The organism is Bacillus sp. FAU20 (assembly GCF_056033865.1).
Window position 1 is genome coordinate 432906 of record NZ_JBVYHY010000026.1, and the last position, 18160, is coordinate 451065.

General features: G+C 34.1%; 20 protein-coding genes. 13 read left to right on the top strand and 7 right to left on the bottom strand.

Translation table 11 applies throughout. The features are described 5' to 3' along the window. Positions 1 to 53: 53 nt before the first annotated feature. On the bottom strand, positions 54 to 1190 hold the full coding sequence (locus AC0OM3_RS24140; RefSeq protein ID WP_474213137.1) for a site-specific integrase: 1137 nt from the start codon (positions 1188 to 1190) through the stop codon (positions 54 to 56). Between the two features lie 499 nt (positions 1191 to 1689). Between AC0OM3_RS24140 and AC0OM3_RS24145 the strand changes: the two genes are divergently transcribed. Both AC0OM3_RS24145 and AC0OM3_RS24150 read left to right on the top strand, forming a co-directional pair. Continuing rightward, positions 1690 to 2349 (top strand): DUF3102 domain-containing protein, encoded by a 660-nt coding sequence (locus AC0OM3_RS24145; protein WP_474213138.1) that lies wholly within the window; start codon positions 1690 to 1692, stop codon positions 2347 to 2349. Between the two features lie 607 nt (positions 2350 to 2956). Beyond that, positions 2957 to 3664: a hypothetical protein gene (locus AC0OM3_RS24150; RefSeq protein WP_474213139.1), complete on the top strand. Its 708-nt coding sequence runs from the start codon at positions 2957 to 2959 to the stop codon at positions 3662 to 3664. 459 nt (positions 3665 to 4123) lie between these two features. Here the strand turns inward: AC0OM3_RS24150 and AC0OM3_RS24155 are convergent, their stop codons facing one another. Then, complete coding sequence (locus tag AC0OM3_RS24155; protein WP_474213140.1) at positions 4124 to 4375, bottom strand: TM2 domain-containing protein; 252 nt, start codon at positions 4373 to 4375, stop codon at positions 4124 to 4126. Between the two features lie 709 nt (positions 4376 to 5084). Here AC0OM3_RS24155 and AC0OM3_RS24160 point away from each other — a divergent pair. The 9 genes from AC0OM3_RS24160 (at position 5085) to AC0OM3_RS24200 (ending at position 10609) form a co-directional block, all read left to right on the top strand. Further along, positions 5085 to 5732 (top strand): hypothetical protein, encoded by a 648-nt coding sequence (locus AC0OM3_RS24160; RefSeq protein WP_474213217.1) that lies wholly within the window; start codon positions 5085 to 5087, stop codon positions 5730 to 5732. Between the two features lie 133 nt (positions 5733 to 5865). Next, positions 5866 to 6351 (top strand): hypothetical protein, encoded by a 486-nt coding sequence (locus AC0OM3_RS24165; protein WP_474213141.1) that lies wholly within the window; start codon positions 5866 to 5868, stop codon positions 6349 to 6351. 322 nt (positions 6352 to 6673) lie between these two features. Beyond that, on the top strand, positions 6674 to 7474 hold the full coding sequence (locus AC0OM3_RS24170) for a toll/interleukin-1 receptor domain-containing protein (RefSeq protein ID WP_474213142.1): 801 nt from the start codon (positions 6674 to 6676) through the stop codon (positions 7472 to 7474). 87 nt (positions 7475 to 7561) lie between these two features. Next, entirely contained in the window at positions 7562 to 7753 is a 192-nt protein-coding gene (locus AC0OM3_RS24175) for a hypothetical protein (protein WP_474213143.1), read from the top strand. Positions 7754 to 7810: 57 nt separating this feature from the next. Beyond that, the gene (locus tag AC0OM3_RS24180; protein WP_474213144.1) at positions 7811 to 8095 is read left to right on the top strand and encodes a hypothetical protein; all 285 of its coding nucleotides are present in this window, start codon (positions 7811 to 7813) and stop codon (positions 8093 to 8095) included. Between the two features lie 2 nt (positions 8096 to 8097). Then, positions 8098 to 8283, top strand: a complete 186-nt coding sequence (locus AC0OM3_RS24185; RefSeq protein ID WP_086389086.1) for a hypothetical protein — start codon at positions 8098 to 8100, stop codon at positions 8281 to 8283. 54 nt (positions 8284 to 8337) lie between these two features. Next, a complete protein-coding gene (locus AC0OM3_RS24190) occupies positions 8338 to 8832 on the top strand; it encodes a helix-turn-helix domain-containing protein (protein ID WP_474213145.1) in 495 nt (164 codons plus the stop codon). Positions 8833 to 9130: 298 nt separating this feature from the next. Continuing rightward, positions 9131 to 9349: a hypothetical protein gene (locus tag AC0OM3_RS24195; RefSeq protein ID WP_086423377.1), complete on the top strand. Its 219-nt coding sequence runs from the start codon at positions 9131 to 9133 to the stop codon at positions 9347 to 9349. A 129-nt stretch (positions 9350 to 9478) separates the two neighbouring features. Then, entirely contained in the window at positions 9479 to 10609 is a 1131-nt protein-coding gene (locus AC0OM3_RS24200) for a site-specific integrase (RefSeq protein ID WP_474213146.1), read from the top strand. A 204-nt stretch (positions 10610 to 10813) separates the two neighbouring features. Here AC0OM3_RS24200 and AC0OM3_RS24205 read toward each other — a convergent pair whose 3' ends face one another. Next, positions 10814 to 11407 carry a helix-turn-helix domain-containing protein gene (locus AC0OM3_RS24205; RefSeq protein ID WP_474213147.1) on the bottom strand — a complete coding sequence of 198 codons (594 nt, stop codon included), beginning with the start codon at positions 11405 to 11407 and terminating at the stop codon, positions 10814 to 10816. 271 nt (positions 11408 to 11678) lie between these two features. Next, on the bottom strand, positions 11679 to 13229 hold the full coding sequence (locus tag AC0OM3_RS24210; RefSeq protein WP_474213148.1) for a hypothetical protein: 1551 nt from the start codon (positions 13227 to 13229) through the stop codon (positions 11679 to 11681). Positions 13230 to 14293: 1064 nt separating this feature from the next. Here AC0OM3_RS24210 and AC0OM3_RS24215 point away from each other — a divergent pair. Beyond that, positions 14294 to 14902, top strand: coding sequence for a recombinase family protein (locus tag AC0OM3_RS24215; RefSeq protein WP_474213149.1), 609 nt, complete (start codon positions 14294 to 14296; stop codon positions 14900 to 14902). Positions 14903 to 15267: 365 nt separating this feature from the next. Here the strand turns inward: AC0OM3_RS24215 and AC0OM3_RS24220 are convergent, their stop codons facing one another. Then, positions 15268 to 16179 (bottom strand): hypothetical protein, encoded by a 912-nt coding sequence (locus tag AC0OM3_RS24220; protein WP_474213150.1) that lies wholly within the window; start codon positions 16177 to 16179, stop codon positions 15268 to 15270. 353 nt (positions 16180 to 16532) lie between these two features. Between AC0OM3_RS24220 and AC0OM3_RS24225 the strand changes: the two genes are divergently transcribed. After that, positions 16533 to 16709, top strand: a complete 177-nt coding sequence (locus AC0OM3_RS24225) for a hypothetical protein (protein ID WP_474213151.1) — start codon at positions 16533 to 16535, stop codon at positions 16707 to 16709. Positions 16710 to 16772: 63 nt separating this feature from the next. On the opposite strand, the gene AC0OM3_RS24230 is transcribed toward AC0OM3_RS24225, so the two are convergent. Beyond that, positions 16773 to 17471, bottom strand: coding sequence for a hypothetical protein (locus tag AC0OM3_RS24230; protein ID WP_474213152.1), 699 nt, complete (start codon positions 17469 to 17471; stop codon positions 16773 to 16775). A gap of 14 nt (positions 17472 to 17485) precedes the next feature. After that, positions 17486 to 17953: a stress protein gene (locus AC0OM3_RS24235; RefSeq protein WP_474213153.1), complete on the bottom strand. Its 468-nt coding sequence runs from the start codon at positions 17951 to 17953 to the stop codon at positions 17486 to 17488. Positions 17954 to 18160: the final 207 nt, after the last annotated feature.

Below are 18160 nucleotides of genomic sequence, written 5' to 3' on the forward strand. Positions count from 1 at the left end.
GTTCACCGTCGATTCTTCCACTCGTTTTTTCGAAATTTTAAGGCCGAGTCACACTAGCGGTCACACTTTTCGAATACTTCGTCGAGCTTTTCAGCTACAGAACGTTGCATATCAGGTAACACGTGACTGTACGTATTTAATGTCGTACCTATATCAGCGTGACCAAGTCGTTCTGAAATTAATTTTACATTAACGTTTTGTTGAATTAATAGTGTAGCGTGAGTATGTCGTAAATCATGGAATCTTATTCTCGGTAAGCCGAGTTTTTCGGTTACATTGTAAAATGATCTTCGTATGCTTCGAGAATCTAAAGGTTTCCCATATTTCGAGGGGAGAACTAAGTCTAAGCCGGTGTATTTATCACCGGCTTTTTCTTTTTCATATTCGACGAACTTTCGGTGTGTTTTTAATTCTTCTATTAAAATCTTCGGAATATGAATTGTACGTATACTCGTTTTAGTCTTCGCTCCATACTTTAATTCCCCACGCTCAGACAACGTTTGTCTGACAAAAATTCTATTGTTTTCAAAGTCGATATCTTTCCAGCGTAGCCCCAAAATCTCACCTTGACGCATTCCAGTAAATATCGCAATTGAAAAACTAATACGAAATCTCGTAGTGTTCTTCATTGTCTTATTCCCACTCAAAAAGTAATTTACCTGATCCAACGTCCATACTTCCATTTCAGTTTTAATTATTCTAGGTAAAACAACATCGGTTGCTGGGTTATTTTTTATAAGTTTAAGTACTTTAGCTCTTTTCAAAGAGGTTCTGATAAAACTGAAAGCTAAATTTATTGTACCTTTTGAGTAATAATTCTCCTCTATTAACGTGTTGATGTAATTTTGTAGATGCATTGTTGTAATGTCTTGAATCCTCAAGTGTCCGAGACGAGGTTTTATTATATTTAAGTAATGCGTGTAATTTGCTCGAAAGGTACATTTTTGAAGCTGATTTTGCCTTTCTTTAAACCACTGTTCCATAAATGCTTCGTATGACATATGGGAAAGCTTAAGAAAATCATCGTTAAGATAATCAGCCTTTAAGAGCGTCATTTCTTCATTTGCTTCTCGTTTAGAAGCGAAACCTCTACGGCGTATCTGTTTACGCTTGCCTGTCATTGGATCTTTAATAGCGAAGACAAAATCCCATTTACCTGTATCTTTATTTTTACTTACTGTACCACTCAATCTTATGTCCTCCTTTAAAAAGTCATAAGAAAGAGGTTATATCTTCCATTACCTGTATTCTAAGACTAAAGTCACAAAATGTATAGGGGATATATAGTAGAAAAATGTCAGTTAGGTAATCTAGCCTTGAGAAAATACGGTATATACGATTCTACCGATCAGTCAGCTAACAATATTCGGAAATGAACCGGAATCTATCAGTCCATGTGATGTGTAACCACATATGGTGACCTCCACACATGGTTGTAGTTCACACTAACAAGAACTAACTCTTAACAAGAACTAACTCTTAACAAAAACTAACTCTTAACAAGAACTATCTTTTAACTAGAAAAAGATTAAGAGCTAAAACCTTGAAGTCTATTTCTAGCGAAATATCCTTCCATCATTAATATATTCAGCGGTAATTACTTATATAAAAGAACACCGCTAATAGATGATGATATCCAACAAGCGTAGGCGAAGTTGTTAGGTTTTAAATATTAAGGAGGTGTTATTAATGAGTAATAATTTAATAGAGTTATCGAACGATATTAATATAATAACCGCTGAAATAAATAGCTACAAACAAATCGCTGGTAACGCTATTTTTGAAATAGGGAGAAGGTTAAAGCATGTTAAAGAAAATGATCTAGTGCATGGGGAATATATTATATGGCTTAAGTCGATTGAATTTGACCGTAAGACAGCAGCGAAGTTTTTACAAGCCTATGAGCAATTGTCAAATGTCGCGACGTCGCGACATTTACCTACTGGAAAAATATTCGAAATTATATCATTACCAGGAGAAATTGATCGACAGGAATTCGTAAAGGAACCACATACAATCCCGTCAACCGGCGAAACCAAGACAGTAGACGAAATGACGGTCCGTGAATTACGTGAAGTAAAAAAGGCGTTGAAACAAGCCGAAGAAGATAAACAAGTACTCGGTCAACTACTAACAGAAGAACGTAATAAACAACCAGAAATCGAATACGTAAAAGACACCGAATCAGAAGAACAATTACGTTTGTATCGGGAACGTTATGGGGATATATCCGAAAATGTTTACAGGATTACGAACGAAACTGAAATTTCCGGAATGGTAATGGAATTTTCGGAGCACACACGTGACTTCATCAAGCAGTACGCATTCTTAAAACAATTACGAAGGTGAGTTTCATGCGTTAAACAGGCGATCTAAAGCCGAGTATGAAAGTACGCTGAATGCCTTACGGGATTTCTTAAACGATGTGCAACGCGTAGTAGAATATTCGAAAACTAATGAGCAAGTAATTAGCCATCCTTTCAGTCATGCACCTAACTATAAGTATTATTACGGCTTATTACGGAATGTGGGGCGGTGGTTAGGTATTATTTCCGTTCTTATATTCCTTACGTATTTATAGGTTGCAGAAAGTGGCGAAATCGTGCGGGTAAAAGGAAAAAAATATATAATTATTTGAAAGACATAGCGGAGAAGTATCGATGAAAGTAGCGGAAGAATACGGGGTGGACAGACGTAACTATAAACCTCCGGTACGTAGGAAGCGTACGAGGAAAGAAACGTGGCAAATCGATAGGGACGCGAAGTCTAGAAACGAGGAGAGACGGAGGGCATATCGGGAGTTTACGCGGGTGCAATCAGTTATAGCGTATGTAATTTAGAGATGCTAAATGAAATAAGATTATTTACCTATTTATATTATTCATATGCAAGAAAAATGGTAGTATGTTAGAGAGTATAATCACAATAGAGAGATTGAAAAAGAGGGGATATCTATATGTTTAGAGCGATGATTCAGATTACATCAGCAAAAATAAAATTACACCATTTAAGCAGATATGCTAACGAGATGGAAAATACAAATATATTCAGAGTAGAAGAAATAGAAAGGTTTAGAGAAGAAAATGAGGGGAATCTAGCAGATGGAAATGAGGAAAATTGGGAGCCATATATAGATGAGTTACATGAATATGGAATAGTATTCCCAAGTTTATTAAGGTATTCGGTAATATTATCAACGTATTCTGTTATAGAAGAAACCTTAGTGGGGATAGTTAAATCTCACATGACTAATTCATTTAGCCGTGAAGATATCAAAAAGTTAAATGGGGATTTTCGTAACAAGATGAATAGCTACGGAAATAAAAACGCTAGCTTGTTGAAAAAGTTAGAAAATTATATGTGTAAAGAAATGGAAATTAACTTGTGTTTTAGTCAAAAAACATGGAAATTTATCATGGATTTAAAAACAATTCGTAATAACATTGCACATAATAATGGAAGAATATATGAGGACCAAAACCCTGATAGAGTAGTAAAGGTAATGCAATCATTTGGTTTAATACCTCCTTTATCTGATGAAACCCCTGATAAAGACTCTGATGAACAAAAAGCTAGAGAAATAGAAATCACGAAAGATTTTATTCCTCATATGATTAATCAAGTAGAATGTTTTTTATCATCACTACTAAAAGAGGTGGAATAAGTTAAGTAAATTGATCTTACTATGACTGCTGAAAAAGCGGTCTTTTTTTTATAAAATACTACCCCTATCCTGACTTGTCGTATAGCAGAGAGATACGTCTAACACAGGTAAGGTAATAAGTATATAGTGTCGTAACGAGGTAAGACGGGGATAGTAGCGGGAGTTTACGCGGGTGCAGGCGATAAAAGTATATAACGAAAGAGCTGGTTTCGTGCAGATAAAAGTGGAATTGGATGGTAATATTTCGAAAATAACTACGTATTTTGGAGGGAGATAGTTTTGCGGAGTGGCGTAAGACGTTCTTTTCCGGTAGATATTTTGTATTAAACGCTCATGAAACGAAAGGTAACCTGTGCGTTGATACTCATAAGATTAAGTACGTTGAATGTATCGATTAGAGGTAAGAGAGGTGGTATAAAAAAAGAGACTAGGTTTTTAGCCTAGTCTCTTAATAGTATCTTATTCAGCTTTTGCTTCTCCATGAAGTGACTTATTATTATAAACTCGTAATAGTGCAGAACGTTCCAATTCATCAGTAGTTGCGTGAATCATTGAAGGAATTAAGAATAGATCAATAAATGCCCAGATACCTGAAAAAATACCCAGTGTAAAGATAGTTAAAATAATCATAAAGCAAGCTGATACAGGTTTACCTAGGTAAAATCGGTGTGCGCCCAATGCCCACAAAAATATGTTTAACAGATATGCCACACCATAGATTTTTTTTACTTAGCTACTTCACTTTGTACTAGGATTAATTCTTGTGTTGATAGTTTTTGCTTAATTGCCATGTTCAAGCCCCTTAAGTTTTTATGTTTATAAAAATTAATACATCTTTATATAATGTTATAATTATAAATTAGTGTAAAGAAATAACGATACAATAGAATTAATAAGGTAATGAATAAAATAGCTTTTTTATAACAACCAGGAAAAAGATAATATGTCGGAAATACTGACTTTTGTACTTTGGCTATTTGCAGGTGAGATCGCTTTATATTTAATCGTTCGGGTGATTATTCTAGTCGTTAGAGTACTCGTGGTTGGGGGCACGAGTTTATAAGGATGTAAGTGAGATCTCGTAATAAAGAACGGCAAATGAAGTACCGAGAGTTTACGAGAGTGCAGATGGTTAAGGTATTCAATGAAAGAAAGTATGCTAACAAGATTATAATATTAGAAGTTTTTAAGCATACTGCTATATAGAATACACTTTTTGTCTAGAGATTCATATATTGTTATTAGTGTGAGGTTAATTAAAGTATTAAATTATAAAATATACAATTTTACCTTTTGTTACGTTAAAATATTAATATATAACCAGAAGAATTAGTTATAAAAGGAGGTTGGTTTATATGGAAAAAGAGAGGAAGAAGAGAGAAAAGAAAGGTGGATCACTATAAAATTTCTTTTGGAAAAGATGTTGGTAGAAGTCTTTATGTTAGGATTGGCTGCCTTCGTTGTATATACAATTATTAAGGAAATGTACGATGTAGATTTGATTTTATTAATAAATTCTACTTTAAAGTCATTTCCTGGGGATAATGTAATTCTCATTATGATATGTTTAATTATGGGTATAATAATTAAAAATTTTTATAAACGCTATAAGTTTCTTGAGTTTTTAGATTTTTTAGATCGATTGAAAACGAAATCTGAAAATCCAAAAGCTCGTATTGAAGGTTGTATTGCAGAGGTAAACGGAAAAATTGATTCGTTAAAATTAAAAGCTGATATATTAAAATCTTTTTCTCCAGTTCCAATTATACTTCTATTTATTGGAAGTTTATTTGAAAAAGGTACAGTTATTAATTTAAATTCCTACAGTTTGATAGTTTTAGCTACAGTGTTATTTTATTTTTGGTGGTTAACAAATGTTTATAATAAATTCTCATCCGCTAGGAGGGAACTTGCTCTTTATGAAAAAAGTTTGATTCAAATTGAAAATCCAGATTTCTTTTATAAGAAAATTAGCAGCTCAATACCCTCTCATAAAGATGTAGATTATTTACAGAGAGATATCAGTGAATTGAGAAACCCATTAATTCAAAATAAAAAAAGAGAATAACGATAGTGTGAATTGGTAGTAAAGCGGATGAATTATTTTTACATAGAGCTATAGTGAATAGAATAGATTTCATATATTACCATTTTTAGGTATAATAGTTTAGTTGACTAATATATGTGAAGGTGGCTTTTTTATGAGTTTTGAATGGGACAAAGTATTACCTAGTGTTATCGGAGCATTAACTGGCGGTACCATGTCATTATTAGGGTCGTATTTTTCTGCGAGAAGACAAGCGGAAAAAGAGGAAAATCGTAGGAAGTATGAAGAGAAAAAGGCTGAGAAACTGGCTTTAAATTCCGTAAAGAATGAGATTGAGCATAACTATATACGTTATAACCATTTCAAAAAATTTATGGACGATATAAAAATGCCGACATTTAATTTCAAAAATCACGACTCAAACATTGGGTTAAAAATGGATAAGTGGGATAAACATAGTGACGTTATAGAAAGCATTGAAGATATTGACTACTTAAAAACACTACATGCTATATATATGAATATAAGTGCAGATATAACCAATAAAACTACTGATTTAAAAAGACTAGAGTATATGATTAAAACGACAAAAGAAATGTACGATAAGCTTAACAAAACTATACAAAATAATTATAAATAAACTATTTAAAAACATGTAGTATAGAGAAGAGAGTCCATTGTGGCTCTTTTTTTTGTGAAACAATCCAATTTATTCTTTGCTCATAAAATTTAATAAAGGCTTCTGAAATTATCAATGAAAAGCACGTGATTGTAGATATCGTCGGAAAATTATTTTGTATTCTATATAGTTTACATGCCTACTGCTTAATATCTATATAGGTATAGTTGTTCACCAATTATTAGTTTGTGGTAAAATATTACTTGGAATGAATTTCTTAGAAGTTAATAGAAATATTCTACATTTATACAATAGTATTATTGCTTAGAGGAGAGGAAGTTAAATGGACGTTTTAAAGAGGTTAACAATTGAGATTGAAGGGATTTATGGAACTATTGCAGATTATACTAGTAAACCACATATTAAGAATGTAACAACACAATTAAGGAGAGCAGTCAAAGAGAGACAGATAGAGGATATCATATATTTATTACAGGAAGTTGACCGTTGGTATGAAAAAAATCAATCAGCAATACAGACAAATAGTTATGTCTACAATAAAGAGGATCACATCGAATTAGAGAAAAAAATAAAAGAATACATCGTTGAACTTATAGAATACAAAGAGGAAACCCCTCAAGTAACTACTGAACAAGTTACGGAGAATGCAAAACATAAAATATTTATCAGTCATGCTTCAGCAGATAAGGAAGTTTGTGATGCATTTGTGGATATATTAGAAAACCTAGGTGTTCCAGAGGATGAGATACTCTATACTTCATCGCCAAGGCATGGGGTTCCAGGTGATATGGATATTTTCGAATATTTAAGAAGTAATATATCTAGTGGGATAACAGTTTTTTATATGCTATCTGATAATTATTATAAAAGTGCGTATTGTTTAAATGAGATGGGTGCCGCATGGATTACTCAAAACGATTCTTCCACTTTTATACTACCAAACTTGACGGTTGGAATAAGAGGCGTTATTGATGGTAATAAAAAAGCATACAACCTGTCTGAACCGCTAGAATTAATTCAATTGAAAGGGAAAATACTAGAGGCATTTGGTGGGAAAATTTCCGAAGCAAAATGGGAAGAAGTTAAAAGCGAATTTTTAGGAGTAATTAAAGGTCAAGCATAGATTTTATTTTTTACTACTAATTTCTATCCTCTAATTATTTATTACCGTTCACCCTTTACGTATTATAATCGAAGAGGAGACGATAATATGGTAGATAACTATGCGATTGAAATTAAAGACACGAAAAGCAGAACGTACTTACTTTGCGAAGAAGGTAGCACTGAAGTATTAACGTTCGCTACATACGGAGAAGCAGACGATTATAATTACGAATTTGAAGACACATTAACCGACGGACTTGCGAGCCGCGTCGTAAATACATACGAATACTTTAACTAAGCGAGCCTACAGGTTCGCTTTTTTATTTTACTTTAATTTAACGGAGGTTTTAATTTAATGAAGTTTACAGAGCGAGAACGACATTTAACTAAAATGCTATTACTAATGGATAGATCATGTAACAAACTTTCGGACAAATTAACGAATTTATTTGGCGGCGACTCATATGTAGCTATCGAATTAGTAAAAGATGATTTTATCTTTGACGCATTAGAGATAGGAACGTCCGATGCGGCGGTAAATATCGTAATGGATTACATCAACGGGAAATTAACATTAGATCATGCCGTCGATGAAATTGAAAAATTACTAACACTGTTCGAAGAAAAGGACGTGATTTAACTATGAGTAAACAAAACGAATTTTTCTATTGCTATTCACCAGTATTACACGTCTTCCTAAAGGAACGAGGGCAACGGTATACATGTGCGGGACTTAACGAAAATACGCTACGTAAGTTCTGGCAGTATTACCGTACAGAGGAGTTAGATAGTTTATTAACGGAATGGCAATCGAATAAGCCTAAGTAATTTAATTTTACGTTTACTTTATGTTGAATAACTTATATGCGGAGGACGATATGTATGTCGAATAAATTTGAGTATTTAGCAAACGAAGCTATCCAACGAAAAGAATACGCAATGACGCCAGGGAATGGATTAACGGGTAATGCACCGATTCCACACGACCTTTGGCGTCGGATTATTCCAATCGCTAGAGAGTACGATAAGGCCAACGCGTCTATTGCGCAGTTATATTCGTATCTACTTGCGTATGTAAACGGCAAGAAGGACAACGATCGTTATATGAGTGCGTTTCCTTCGGTTGATAAAATAGCGGAGGAAACGGGCATTGGACGGAATAGGATTGCGAAATTATCCAACGTTTTGGTAGCGGTTGGCTTGATTAAAACAGCGTATGACTATACGACTAACAAACGAGATAAATTATACTTTCCGTTGTATTATTCGTCCTTTACTGACGATGAGATTAGACGGAATTTAGACGAGTTATATCGTAAATCACTCTACAGTGATTTAGGTCGATCACCGAGGAGTGACTTAGGTAAATCACTGTAGAGTGATGGTAATAATAACAAACGTAATAATAACGAACTTAATAATAACAAACAAAAGATTAAGAGAGTGAAAGTATAAGTACTATTCGGTAAGTATTCACTAACGTTCATACTTACCGGTAATCCTTTTCTAACGAAAAGAATTACTATCTTATATATTATCGATAAAGTACTTATATAAAAGATACGCCGCTAATGTATTGAGAAATACATAAGGATATTAAACTTCAAAGGATTCTCCGTAGATAAATAGAAGTATGTTCATATCTGTTTATATTGAAAAGGGAGAGTTGGTTGGTATGATAAGTTTTGGGATTAATTTACGTACTATCATAAGTTATACGCAAGTAAGTAGGAATCGTAATAATATAAAAATACTAAGTAAGTTGGGCATAAGATTATTTGATACGAACGGTGAACCGTTACCTGTTTCGGAGGTTAATCAAGAATTAATGACGGCATTAAAACGTCAAGACATAAATAAGCAACGATATATAATAAGCCATTTAGAAGGATAGAAAATAGGGCATTATTCGGCGTCTCTTAAATAGAGGCGTTTTTATTTTGCGTAGTAAGGAGGATGTATTCTTTTCTCTAAGAGGAAAACGATAAAATACTACGAAAGTAATATAGAGGAGGGATGGCGAGTGAAAGGGAGCGTTTTATTCGATAAGAGCAGAGAGAGTTGGTACTTTTCATTTGATAGAAAGAAGGATCCGTTCACAGGAAAGCGTCGACAAGTGAAGCGAAGGGGCTTTACTTCTAAACAGGAAGCCTACGAAGCGATGGTGAAATTGCAAGCTGAAATGCTAGACGAAGAATTTCCGGATCTATCGACGATGAAATATGGTATATATGTTGATGAATGGATGAAGGAGCGTTCATTTTATCTGCAAAAGTCAACGTTCGATATCCATAAGACGTATATAAAAAATGTAATTAAACCACGTATTGGTCACTTTGGATTGCAAAAGATTCAACCAATACATATGCAATCATTCGTTAATAATTTAGCTATGGAAACTAATTATTCGGCTTATACAGTTCACCTTATATTCCGAATAGTAAGTGCTTCGTTAAAAAAGGCGCAGGTTTTAAAGCTTATTAAAGAAAATCCTACCATAGGAATTACATTACCTAAGATAAGAAAAACAGAGAAAATAAATGTATGGACGTTAGAGGAAGTAAACCATTTTATAAATGAGGGTAAGAATGTTTATCGTCCTACTCGATTTTATATTGCCTGTGTCATCGCATTACTGACGGGTATGCGTCAAGGCGAAATCATGGGGCTACGTTGGAGCGACATCGACTTCGAAAATAGGATAATTTACATAAGACAAACGTTAACTCAGACTGGAGAAATTAAAGTAGGTGCTAAAAATAACGCAAGTGTACGTAATGTACATTTTCCGATAAAACTAATCAAAGAGTTAGAGCTACATCGTGAAACGATAAAGAAAGAACGTGAATCCTACGGTAGAGATTACGAGAATAACGATCTAGTAATATGTACACGTAAAGGAAACCCGTTAATACCTAGAAATGGTCGCATAGAATTCTATAACTTAACGGAGAAACTTGGACTACCTAAGATACGATTCCATGACCTACGCCACACGCACGCAACTATGCTGATTCAACAAAATGTTAATGTAAAGCTGATATCAGAACGGTTGGGGCATACAGATATACAAACGACGCTTAATACGTATAGTCATGTGCTACCGAACATGCAGCGTGAGGTTGCAGAGAAGTTGGATGAGATATTTGGATAAGTAAGAGACTACGGAGTGGTAGAACGTAAAGAAACAGTCCGCACAGAAGGGAAGTTACGTGGAGGAAACGGTCACAATGTTTACGTTATAAAGTCGGTTGTCACTCCGGATGTCCTACCGGAATTGTCATCGCGTAACGAAGTTACTTATAAAAAAGAGCCGCTTGAGATAGCGGCTTTAATCATTATATGCTAGTTTCAGGAATCACTTTACTGTTATGAATTCATTTACAAGTTTAGCTCTACCCTCTTTTGGATACGCGTGTCTTTCTAGAAATTCTTGATGCCACGTTCTATCCTGGACGTTTAAATCCTCTATTTTATAGCCTAAATAAGCGTTCAGTTTATCGCGATTCAATTCGATTCTATAAACTAATCCTTTATAAGGAATATTGATCGAAACGTTATCTAAAAACGAAAACTGGCGTAGTAGGCGGGCGCTTTCTTGAGTTAGTATTTTATTAATCTTGTCGCCTGTTTCGAAGTATTCTTCGTATGATTTAGCGTCATTGCCTGTTTTTTCATTTAGTGCAACATATTCTTCGAAAGAATTAACATATTGAATGTTGACGTTTTTAGAATCCTCGCTTATGCATACGTCCTTTAGAAATGGGCTTCCTTGTATATTCTTTATGTACAAACGTAATGCGGGATGCCCTTGTGTAGCATCGATTACCCACGTTTTCCCTATCTTTTTTGATAGTACATCACCTTTTGCGCATAGATTTTTTATGTATCCAGGCGATAAGTTCCATAAAACTGCTGCTTCTTCAACCCCAATTACTTTATCTAAAATCATTCGATCCCTCCTGTTAAGTGCGGTAACGCACGTTTTATTGTTATTTAAATGTTAACATGCGGTATCGCATTTGTAAATGATTAAATGTGTGTAAACTATCAATTACGAAAAAACTCTGAGCATCTGGATGGCAGATTAGAGTACGTCCAATTTTCGAGTGAAGTCCGTCAGAAATACTTGTATTAAAAAACGAGGCTATCTTAAGCAGAAGCCCCGTTCATCTTGTCTATTAAGTATAGATAGTAAGGTAAAGGTTAGTATTGAAATATTATTAAGACTCGTCAAATTTTGTACCTTGATAGTCAACTTTTATTAAAATGAATGTAAGTATATGCATTAACCGAGCAAATATCTCGATACCTACTTCTTGCGAATTAACATTATAATGAGCTAAATTATTCCTTAAGTTAAGTCCATATTCCTTGTTTACCAAAAAGTACTCCATCGTCTCAATTTCTTCATTAGTAAAGATTTCATTAAGAACATTATTACTGTTTATATCTAACATCTTCCCTAACGTAAATGTCGCCTCTTTAAAAATGCCTGATACTCCATATAACAACTTAAGTATTAATTCCCTTAATAACCTTTCGATTAGTTGTGCTAAAAATGAGGAAGCTAGAAAATAATCTTTCTCATTCACAAATTTTTCAAGTTTTTTTATATCTGTTTTTAAAAATTCACTTATCCCTGTCAGACCTTCAACATCAATTACAAGTTTTAAGAATTCATCCCAAAATACCGCCTTATAGTTAGTAATAAGGTGTATAGTCTCTAACACCATTAGTGTTTCGAAATAATGGAAATTCATCATAAAAGCAACATTCCCGTATTTTTCATGTTTTATTCCTTCCATATTTGAAACATAATCAAGTAGTCCTTTCGATTCTTTATTCTGATATTGCATAAATTGATAGATGGGGAAATTTTCTTTATAAATAAGAAGGTAAAACTTGTCTCGAAAATCAGTGTACAAGCTTTCCAAATCTGCAAACTCTTTCGAGGATATTTCATACTGCATACCTGATTCTTTTAAATTTGCATCGAAGGTTTTTTCAGCCTCCTCAAGTTTATCTTTTAACTGAATTTCACCTTCCAAGCCAAGTATTTTAAATCCTAAAGTATCTCTAAGCATTTTCACTTGTTCCACGTTGGTCAAATTTTTAAATTCTTCTAATTCAAAAAATCTATATAATTCCATCTTGAATTCATTGAATGTTTCCTCAAAGTGTTTTCTTATTTTCAAAGCAATCTCTATTTGTGTCTCATATCTTTTTATAGATACAGGAAATAATATCCTATTAACCATTTTTAAAGTTAAATCATTTAAATTCTTTTTCTTGGTATACCCAAATAATTCGTTAAAATACCGTTCTACTAACAATAATTTTGTGTGAGTTATGATTTCATCCCATACCTTAATCGCACCACTAAAACTAAGACAAATCTTGAGTGTTGTTTTTTGGAGGTTGTAATTATCTTGTTTAAATATATCTAATACATTTTGATTTATATATAGTAATAATTTTTTTCTGATTAGTTTCTGATCAACATTGCTCTCCTCAAGTATTTTGTAAAAATCAATTAACGATCCTGAAAATTCTTGTACATTCATAGTTTCAATTAATGGCTCATAATCAAGAATAACTTGAATTTTTAATATATCTTCATAATCCTGAATTGTTAATATTTCTTTATTTGCTTTTTCAATTAGAAGCTCTACAAACCCTTCATTCTTCAGGTCATTTGCTAATTTTTCTATATAATATCCTGTTGCGGCGTCCTTTAGTCCATAAAATTCTAATGCATATTTCTGTAACACACTCTCACCTCATTATATTCTTAAACCAAAATTCATAACAGATAATAGTCAACTAAACCATTATACTTAAAAGTGGTAATATATGAAATTAACTCCATCTTTTTTCCTTCTTTTTACGCAATTCCTATATACCTTCTTGTTCCCCATTATTTTCTTGAGTTCTCGTTTAACTATATGTCCCCCAACACTCTTCTCCACGCACGGAAGCCGTGCATCGCAACTACTGTAATATCTAACGATGGGAAATGGCGATTTTCCTTCGTATATACAGAAGCATTTACAATAACGACTTCCCAATCGTTCCCATTTCGTCAGTTTTCCGGTCCATACATACGCCCTCTAACCAAATTTCAATAAGGAACTATAATGCAGATAATTCGCGACATATAAGGAATAAATAGGTTGTATCGACTATAGTACGGTATAGTAATTTGCGACTTTTACCAGACGAAAGGATCAGCCGGACTTGCGCCGATAATTTTTTCGATAGGAACAAGTCACAATGTAATCGTTAATTGATTTTCGCTAATATATCGTTGAATCCTCGCTTTTATTCGAAAATTCTAGTGTTTTATCGTTACGGTTCGTTGTGATTTTCACCAGCTTTCGGCTTGTTATATGCAGCCATTCGGAAACTTTTAACGTACATGTAAAGCGGTCTATTTTTCCGCTCTATATAGAAGGAAAGGGATACGGGAGTTTACAACGATTTACATTTCGCCAGTCTCCGCCGTCTGGTAGACACCCAATCGGAACTTTCGGAAGAGGTGTTATTTCGGGGCATATATTAGAAGAAACTCGTTTAGTAGCTTTCTTAATACTTCCAATTTCATCAGCCTAACCCCTCTGGAAGAGACGTGCCTCGAAAACCTCAGCCCTGCCGTCCCGTTACCTCCGTTCATAAAAGTATACCTTTACGAACCACCGATAACGTGTTGATTATTAAGTGAAGAATCGTTCGTTTAATGTGGTAGATGATTTTATGGACGTTCACCTAATTCGTTGACTTTTACGAACGTTTATTTTACAATCGAGTCAAACGTGACGGAAAGGAAGTAAGGGGAATGGCGGAGAATAGAAAAATCGGATACGTAAGGGTAAGCGCTAAGGATCAGAACGAAGGTAGACAGTTAGAAGCGTTAAAGAGATTGGGAATTTCGGAGCGTGACATATACGTAGATAAACGGAGCGGTAAAGACTTCGAACGACCGGAATATCAGACGCTTAAACGTGTGTTACGTAAAGGCGATATATTATACGTTCATTCACTTGATAGGCTAGGACGTAATAAGGATGCGATATTAAAAGAATGGAACGAGATAACACAAGAGATAAAAGCGGACATTATCGTAATTGATATGCCTCTGCTAGATACAACGAAGTACAAAGATAGCGTCGGTACATTTGTAGCTGACTTGGTACTACAAATATTATCGTGGATTGCAGAAGAAGAACGTAAGAAGATACGCACACGACAAGCGGAAGGAATCGCCAACGCACGTAAGCAGGGGAAAGAACTAGGTAGACCGAAAGCACCGATTACAGATAAGTTTATTGAAGCATATAAACGATGGAAAGAGGGAGAAATAACGGCCGTTACAGCAATGAAAGAGGCGAAAGTAGGTAAGACAACGTTTTATAAATTAGTAAAAGAATACGAAGCAAAATTATAGTCGGTAGATAATACCGGCTTTTTTTAGGGGGCGGGGGAGGACTTCGGAATTTTGGTTCGCCAGGTGCCTGCAAAATCCGTGCAAAATTTAAAACTTCAGGTCTAAATCACTAGATAATACTCTACGTTTTAGAGTATATAAGCCGTTTGGAAAGTGTTTGTATTACTTCGGATATACGTACTCGATTTCGTTGATAATTCTCTAGGAAAAATGACCTTAAAACGTATTATATCGACGCTAAAGTTAACGTGAATAGATCACCACAATATAAAGTGCACAATTCTACATTACAGCTAGCCCAACTTATGTTACTGTGCGTTAATATGTACGTAAAAAGACCGCCTATTATGGGCGGTCGATTTTTTTTATTTTATTACTACTCCGCCAGCGACACCAGATAGAGTCATGGCATCCGCGATTGTATTTACGTTTGTTTCTGGGGTTCCATAGAATGCATCTAAAGCTCCGATAAACCAATCAGCATCAACTGTAACTGTGTAGCCATTAGACTTCCAGTTACTGATTAGTCGGTTTGTTAATGTTCGTTTCTCTGCTTCGGATAACTTTAGCCACGCTTCACCCTTACTGTTTGCATCAACAGTTGTAGTCTGAACTTCATTTTGTTTAGGTTGTTGTACTTCTTGTTGCTCGCGTTGTTCTTGTTCTCTTTTTATTTTAGCTCGTTCTTGTTGTGCTTCTTGTTCAGAAAAGCCGTTTTCAATAGATATTATATTTTTTGTGTCAATGTCAATTTTATATTTATCGTAAGAAATATTGTGAATTTTTACTAATTTATCTCCGCTATATTGTTTTTCTACTTCATATTTACTTCCAAGTTTATCAATGAGATGTTTATTTGTAGAAGTATATTCTGCAGTTGAAACATCAATAAGTATTTTCACATAGTATTGTCCGTTTTCGACAAGTTGTGACGGGGAAATAGTTGTTTGTAATTTACCATCTTTAAATACCTCACTACTTGTAGCGGTATAATTGTATTCATCTGATTTATTTGAACGGTATACTTTTATGGTTGCTTTTGTAGAATCAGGAATATTGGTAGTTAAGGATAATTTGAGTTTATTTGTCTCCTTATTATAATCTAACGTATCTAATTGTGCGGATAGTTTTTCTTTTTGTGGTTCAGAGGTAGTATCTTTAACTTTAGTAGATGACTCTGTATTCGATGCCGGTTTATCACCGAATATTACTTTAATAGAGAAACAAAAAATTATAGCTATAAAGACAACTGATATGACAGTCCTAGTTTTAATCAAAACTTCATCTCCTTTTCAATATATAAAATACATAATTAATAAATATAATAATATAACGTTTTTGAATCGAAGTAAATATTTCCATGTGTTTTATATAAAGATATTTAAGTAATAATAATTTGAATTTTAGACAGTATTGAAAAAAATCTTATCTAATATTTTCTTAAAAAGCCTTCTAAAAGAACGTTATTTGTACGGATGCTTTCCGTAACAAACGAACATTTAAATTTATCAATATTATTGACGTAGAGTAAATGTACGCTAAAATTCTTCATACTAGCTTAACGGTGATTTAACGGTACTCTGCTAAACTTAGTTGTATAATTATTACATAACGACAAAGGAGACGAAATATGACTAGTTCCCTATACGAAATATCAATGCCAGGTTACGAAGAACTAAAGTGGTACCCTATCGAAGTAAAACGAGGGAAGCAGACGTTTCAATTCGAAGTATATCGCTCGGATAACGGAATATCCGTATATTTACATCTGAAAGCGCATGTGTTGAACGAGATGGAAGGGAATTGAATACGAAAAGAAAACCGCCTGTGAAGGGCGGTCGATTTTTTTGCAATTACAATCAGTTCTTATTCATTCATGAGTTTCAGGTTCTATAAGAGCGGGGATAGGTGATGATTTTTTTCTGTTTGTTTCTAATTGATCACCAAGTGTATCAGCTGCACCTGTTAAAAAGCCCATTAAGTCGTGCATACTTTCTTTTAAATTTGATAGGCAAATTGGTTCTCGATCATCGCCTAAGTTTTCTAGTTGTTCTATCGGTAATTTTCCTTCTTTCGCCTGTTTACGTTTGGGCTTTGTAAGGGGATAACGAAAAGTAAAAGACAAAGGATCGATTTCTGCAAATTCTTTTATATAATTATCAATTTGTTGTATCTTACCGTCGCCATGTTCCTCTATATCTTTTTTGAATAACTTATTAATAATAATTTTTACTTTATCCCAAAGTTTATCTACCTCATGCCCAAAATCATTCATTATTTCCAACGCGTCCTTTGTAGTATTGGTTTTTAAACTTTCATCAAGTAATATTATTTGTTTTAGTTTTAATTCTAAAGCTTGGCGATATGAAAAAATAATAGGGTAAACTAATCGATCTCCTTTATGTGCATGGTAATTTGCACTTGAATCATCTATCAGGCATTCAGCCGCATCCATATATCCTTTTGAGTACAAGTCCCAACGTGTGTGGTAATAATGGCTGTGAGGAACCCATGTAATCCATGCGTTTGATTCAAAAGGCCCTTCTTTAAATAATTTTCTATTTACCATTGGAATCCCCCTTATTATTTTACTAGTTTATCCATTACCGCTTTATACTTATTGAACTCCTCATCCTTCATATCGCCATTCATTTGTAACAGGAAGTTACCTTTTGCGTATGTATGCGAAAATAGCATAGGAGCTGAGTTTCCTAATTCATCGTAATACTTCTTTGCTTTCTCTAAGTCTTCTTTTTTAGTAATCTCGAATAATCTACCGCCTTTATCTCCTCCAAGTGCCGGTACTACAATACGTTTCCCTTCTTTACGCATATTACCGAACTCTTTTTGTGGTAGATCAGTAGGATTTTCGGCTTCTAGCCCAGTATTTTTAAACTCAGTAATGATAGAATTTACCGTTACCTTCGTTTCTTTCTTTTCTTTTTTTGCTTCTTGCTTCGGCTCAGCGGATGATTTTTCGCCACCACTACTACACCCAGTTAAAGAAGCTAATGATAAACATAATGCTCCAACGACTAATATCTTTTTCAAAGTGAACCCTCCCTAAAGTATCTTATGAGTTTAATTATAACAACTTTTGGATATATTTTCCTACCTGTATTTAATGCTTCAAAGAGGTTCATTGTATGCCGCATGTTTCTTCGCGGGACCAAATTAATACCTATTTAGAAAATCTGTTGTCAAAATGATACCTAAAAGGTGCGACGTCTCAACATTTCTACATAAAAAAGACACCCA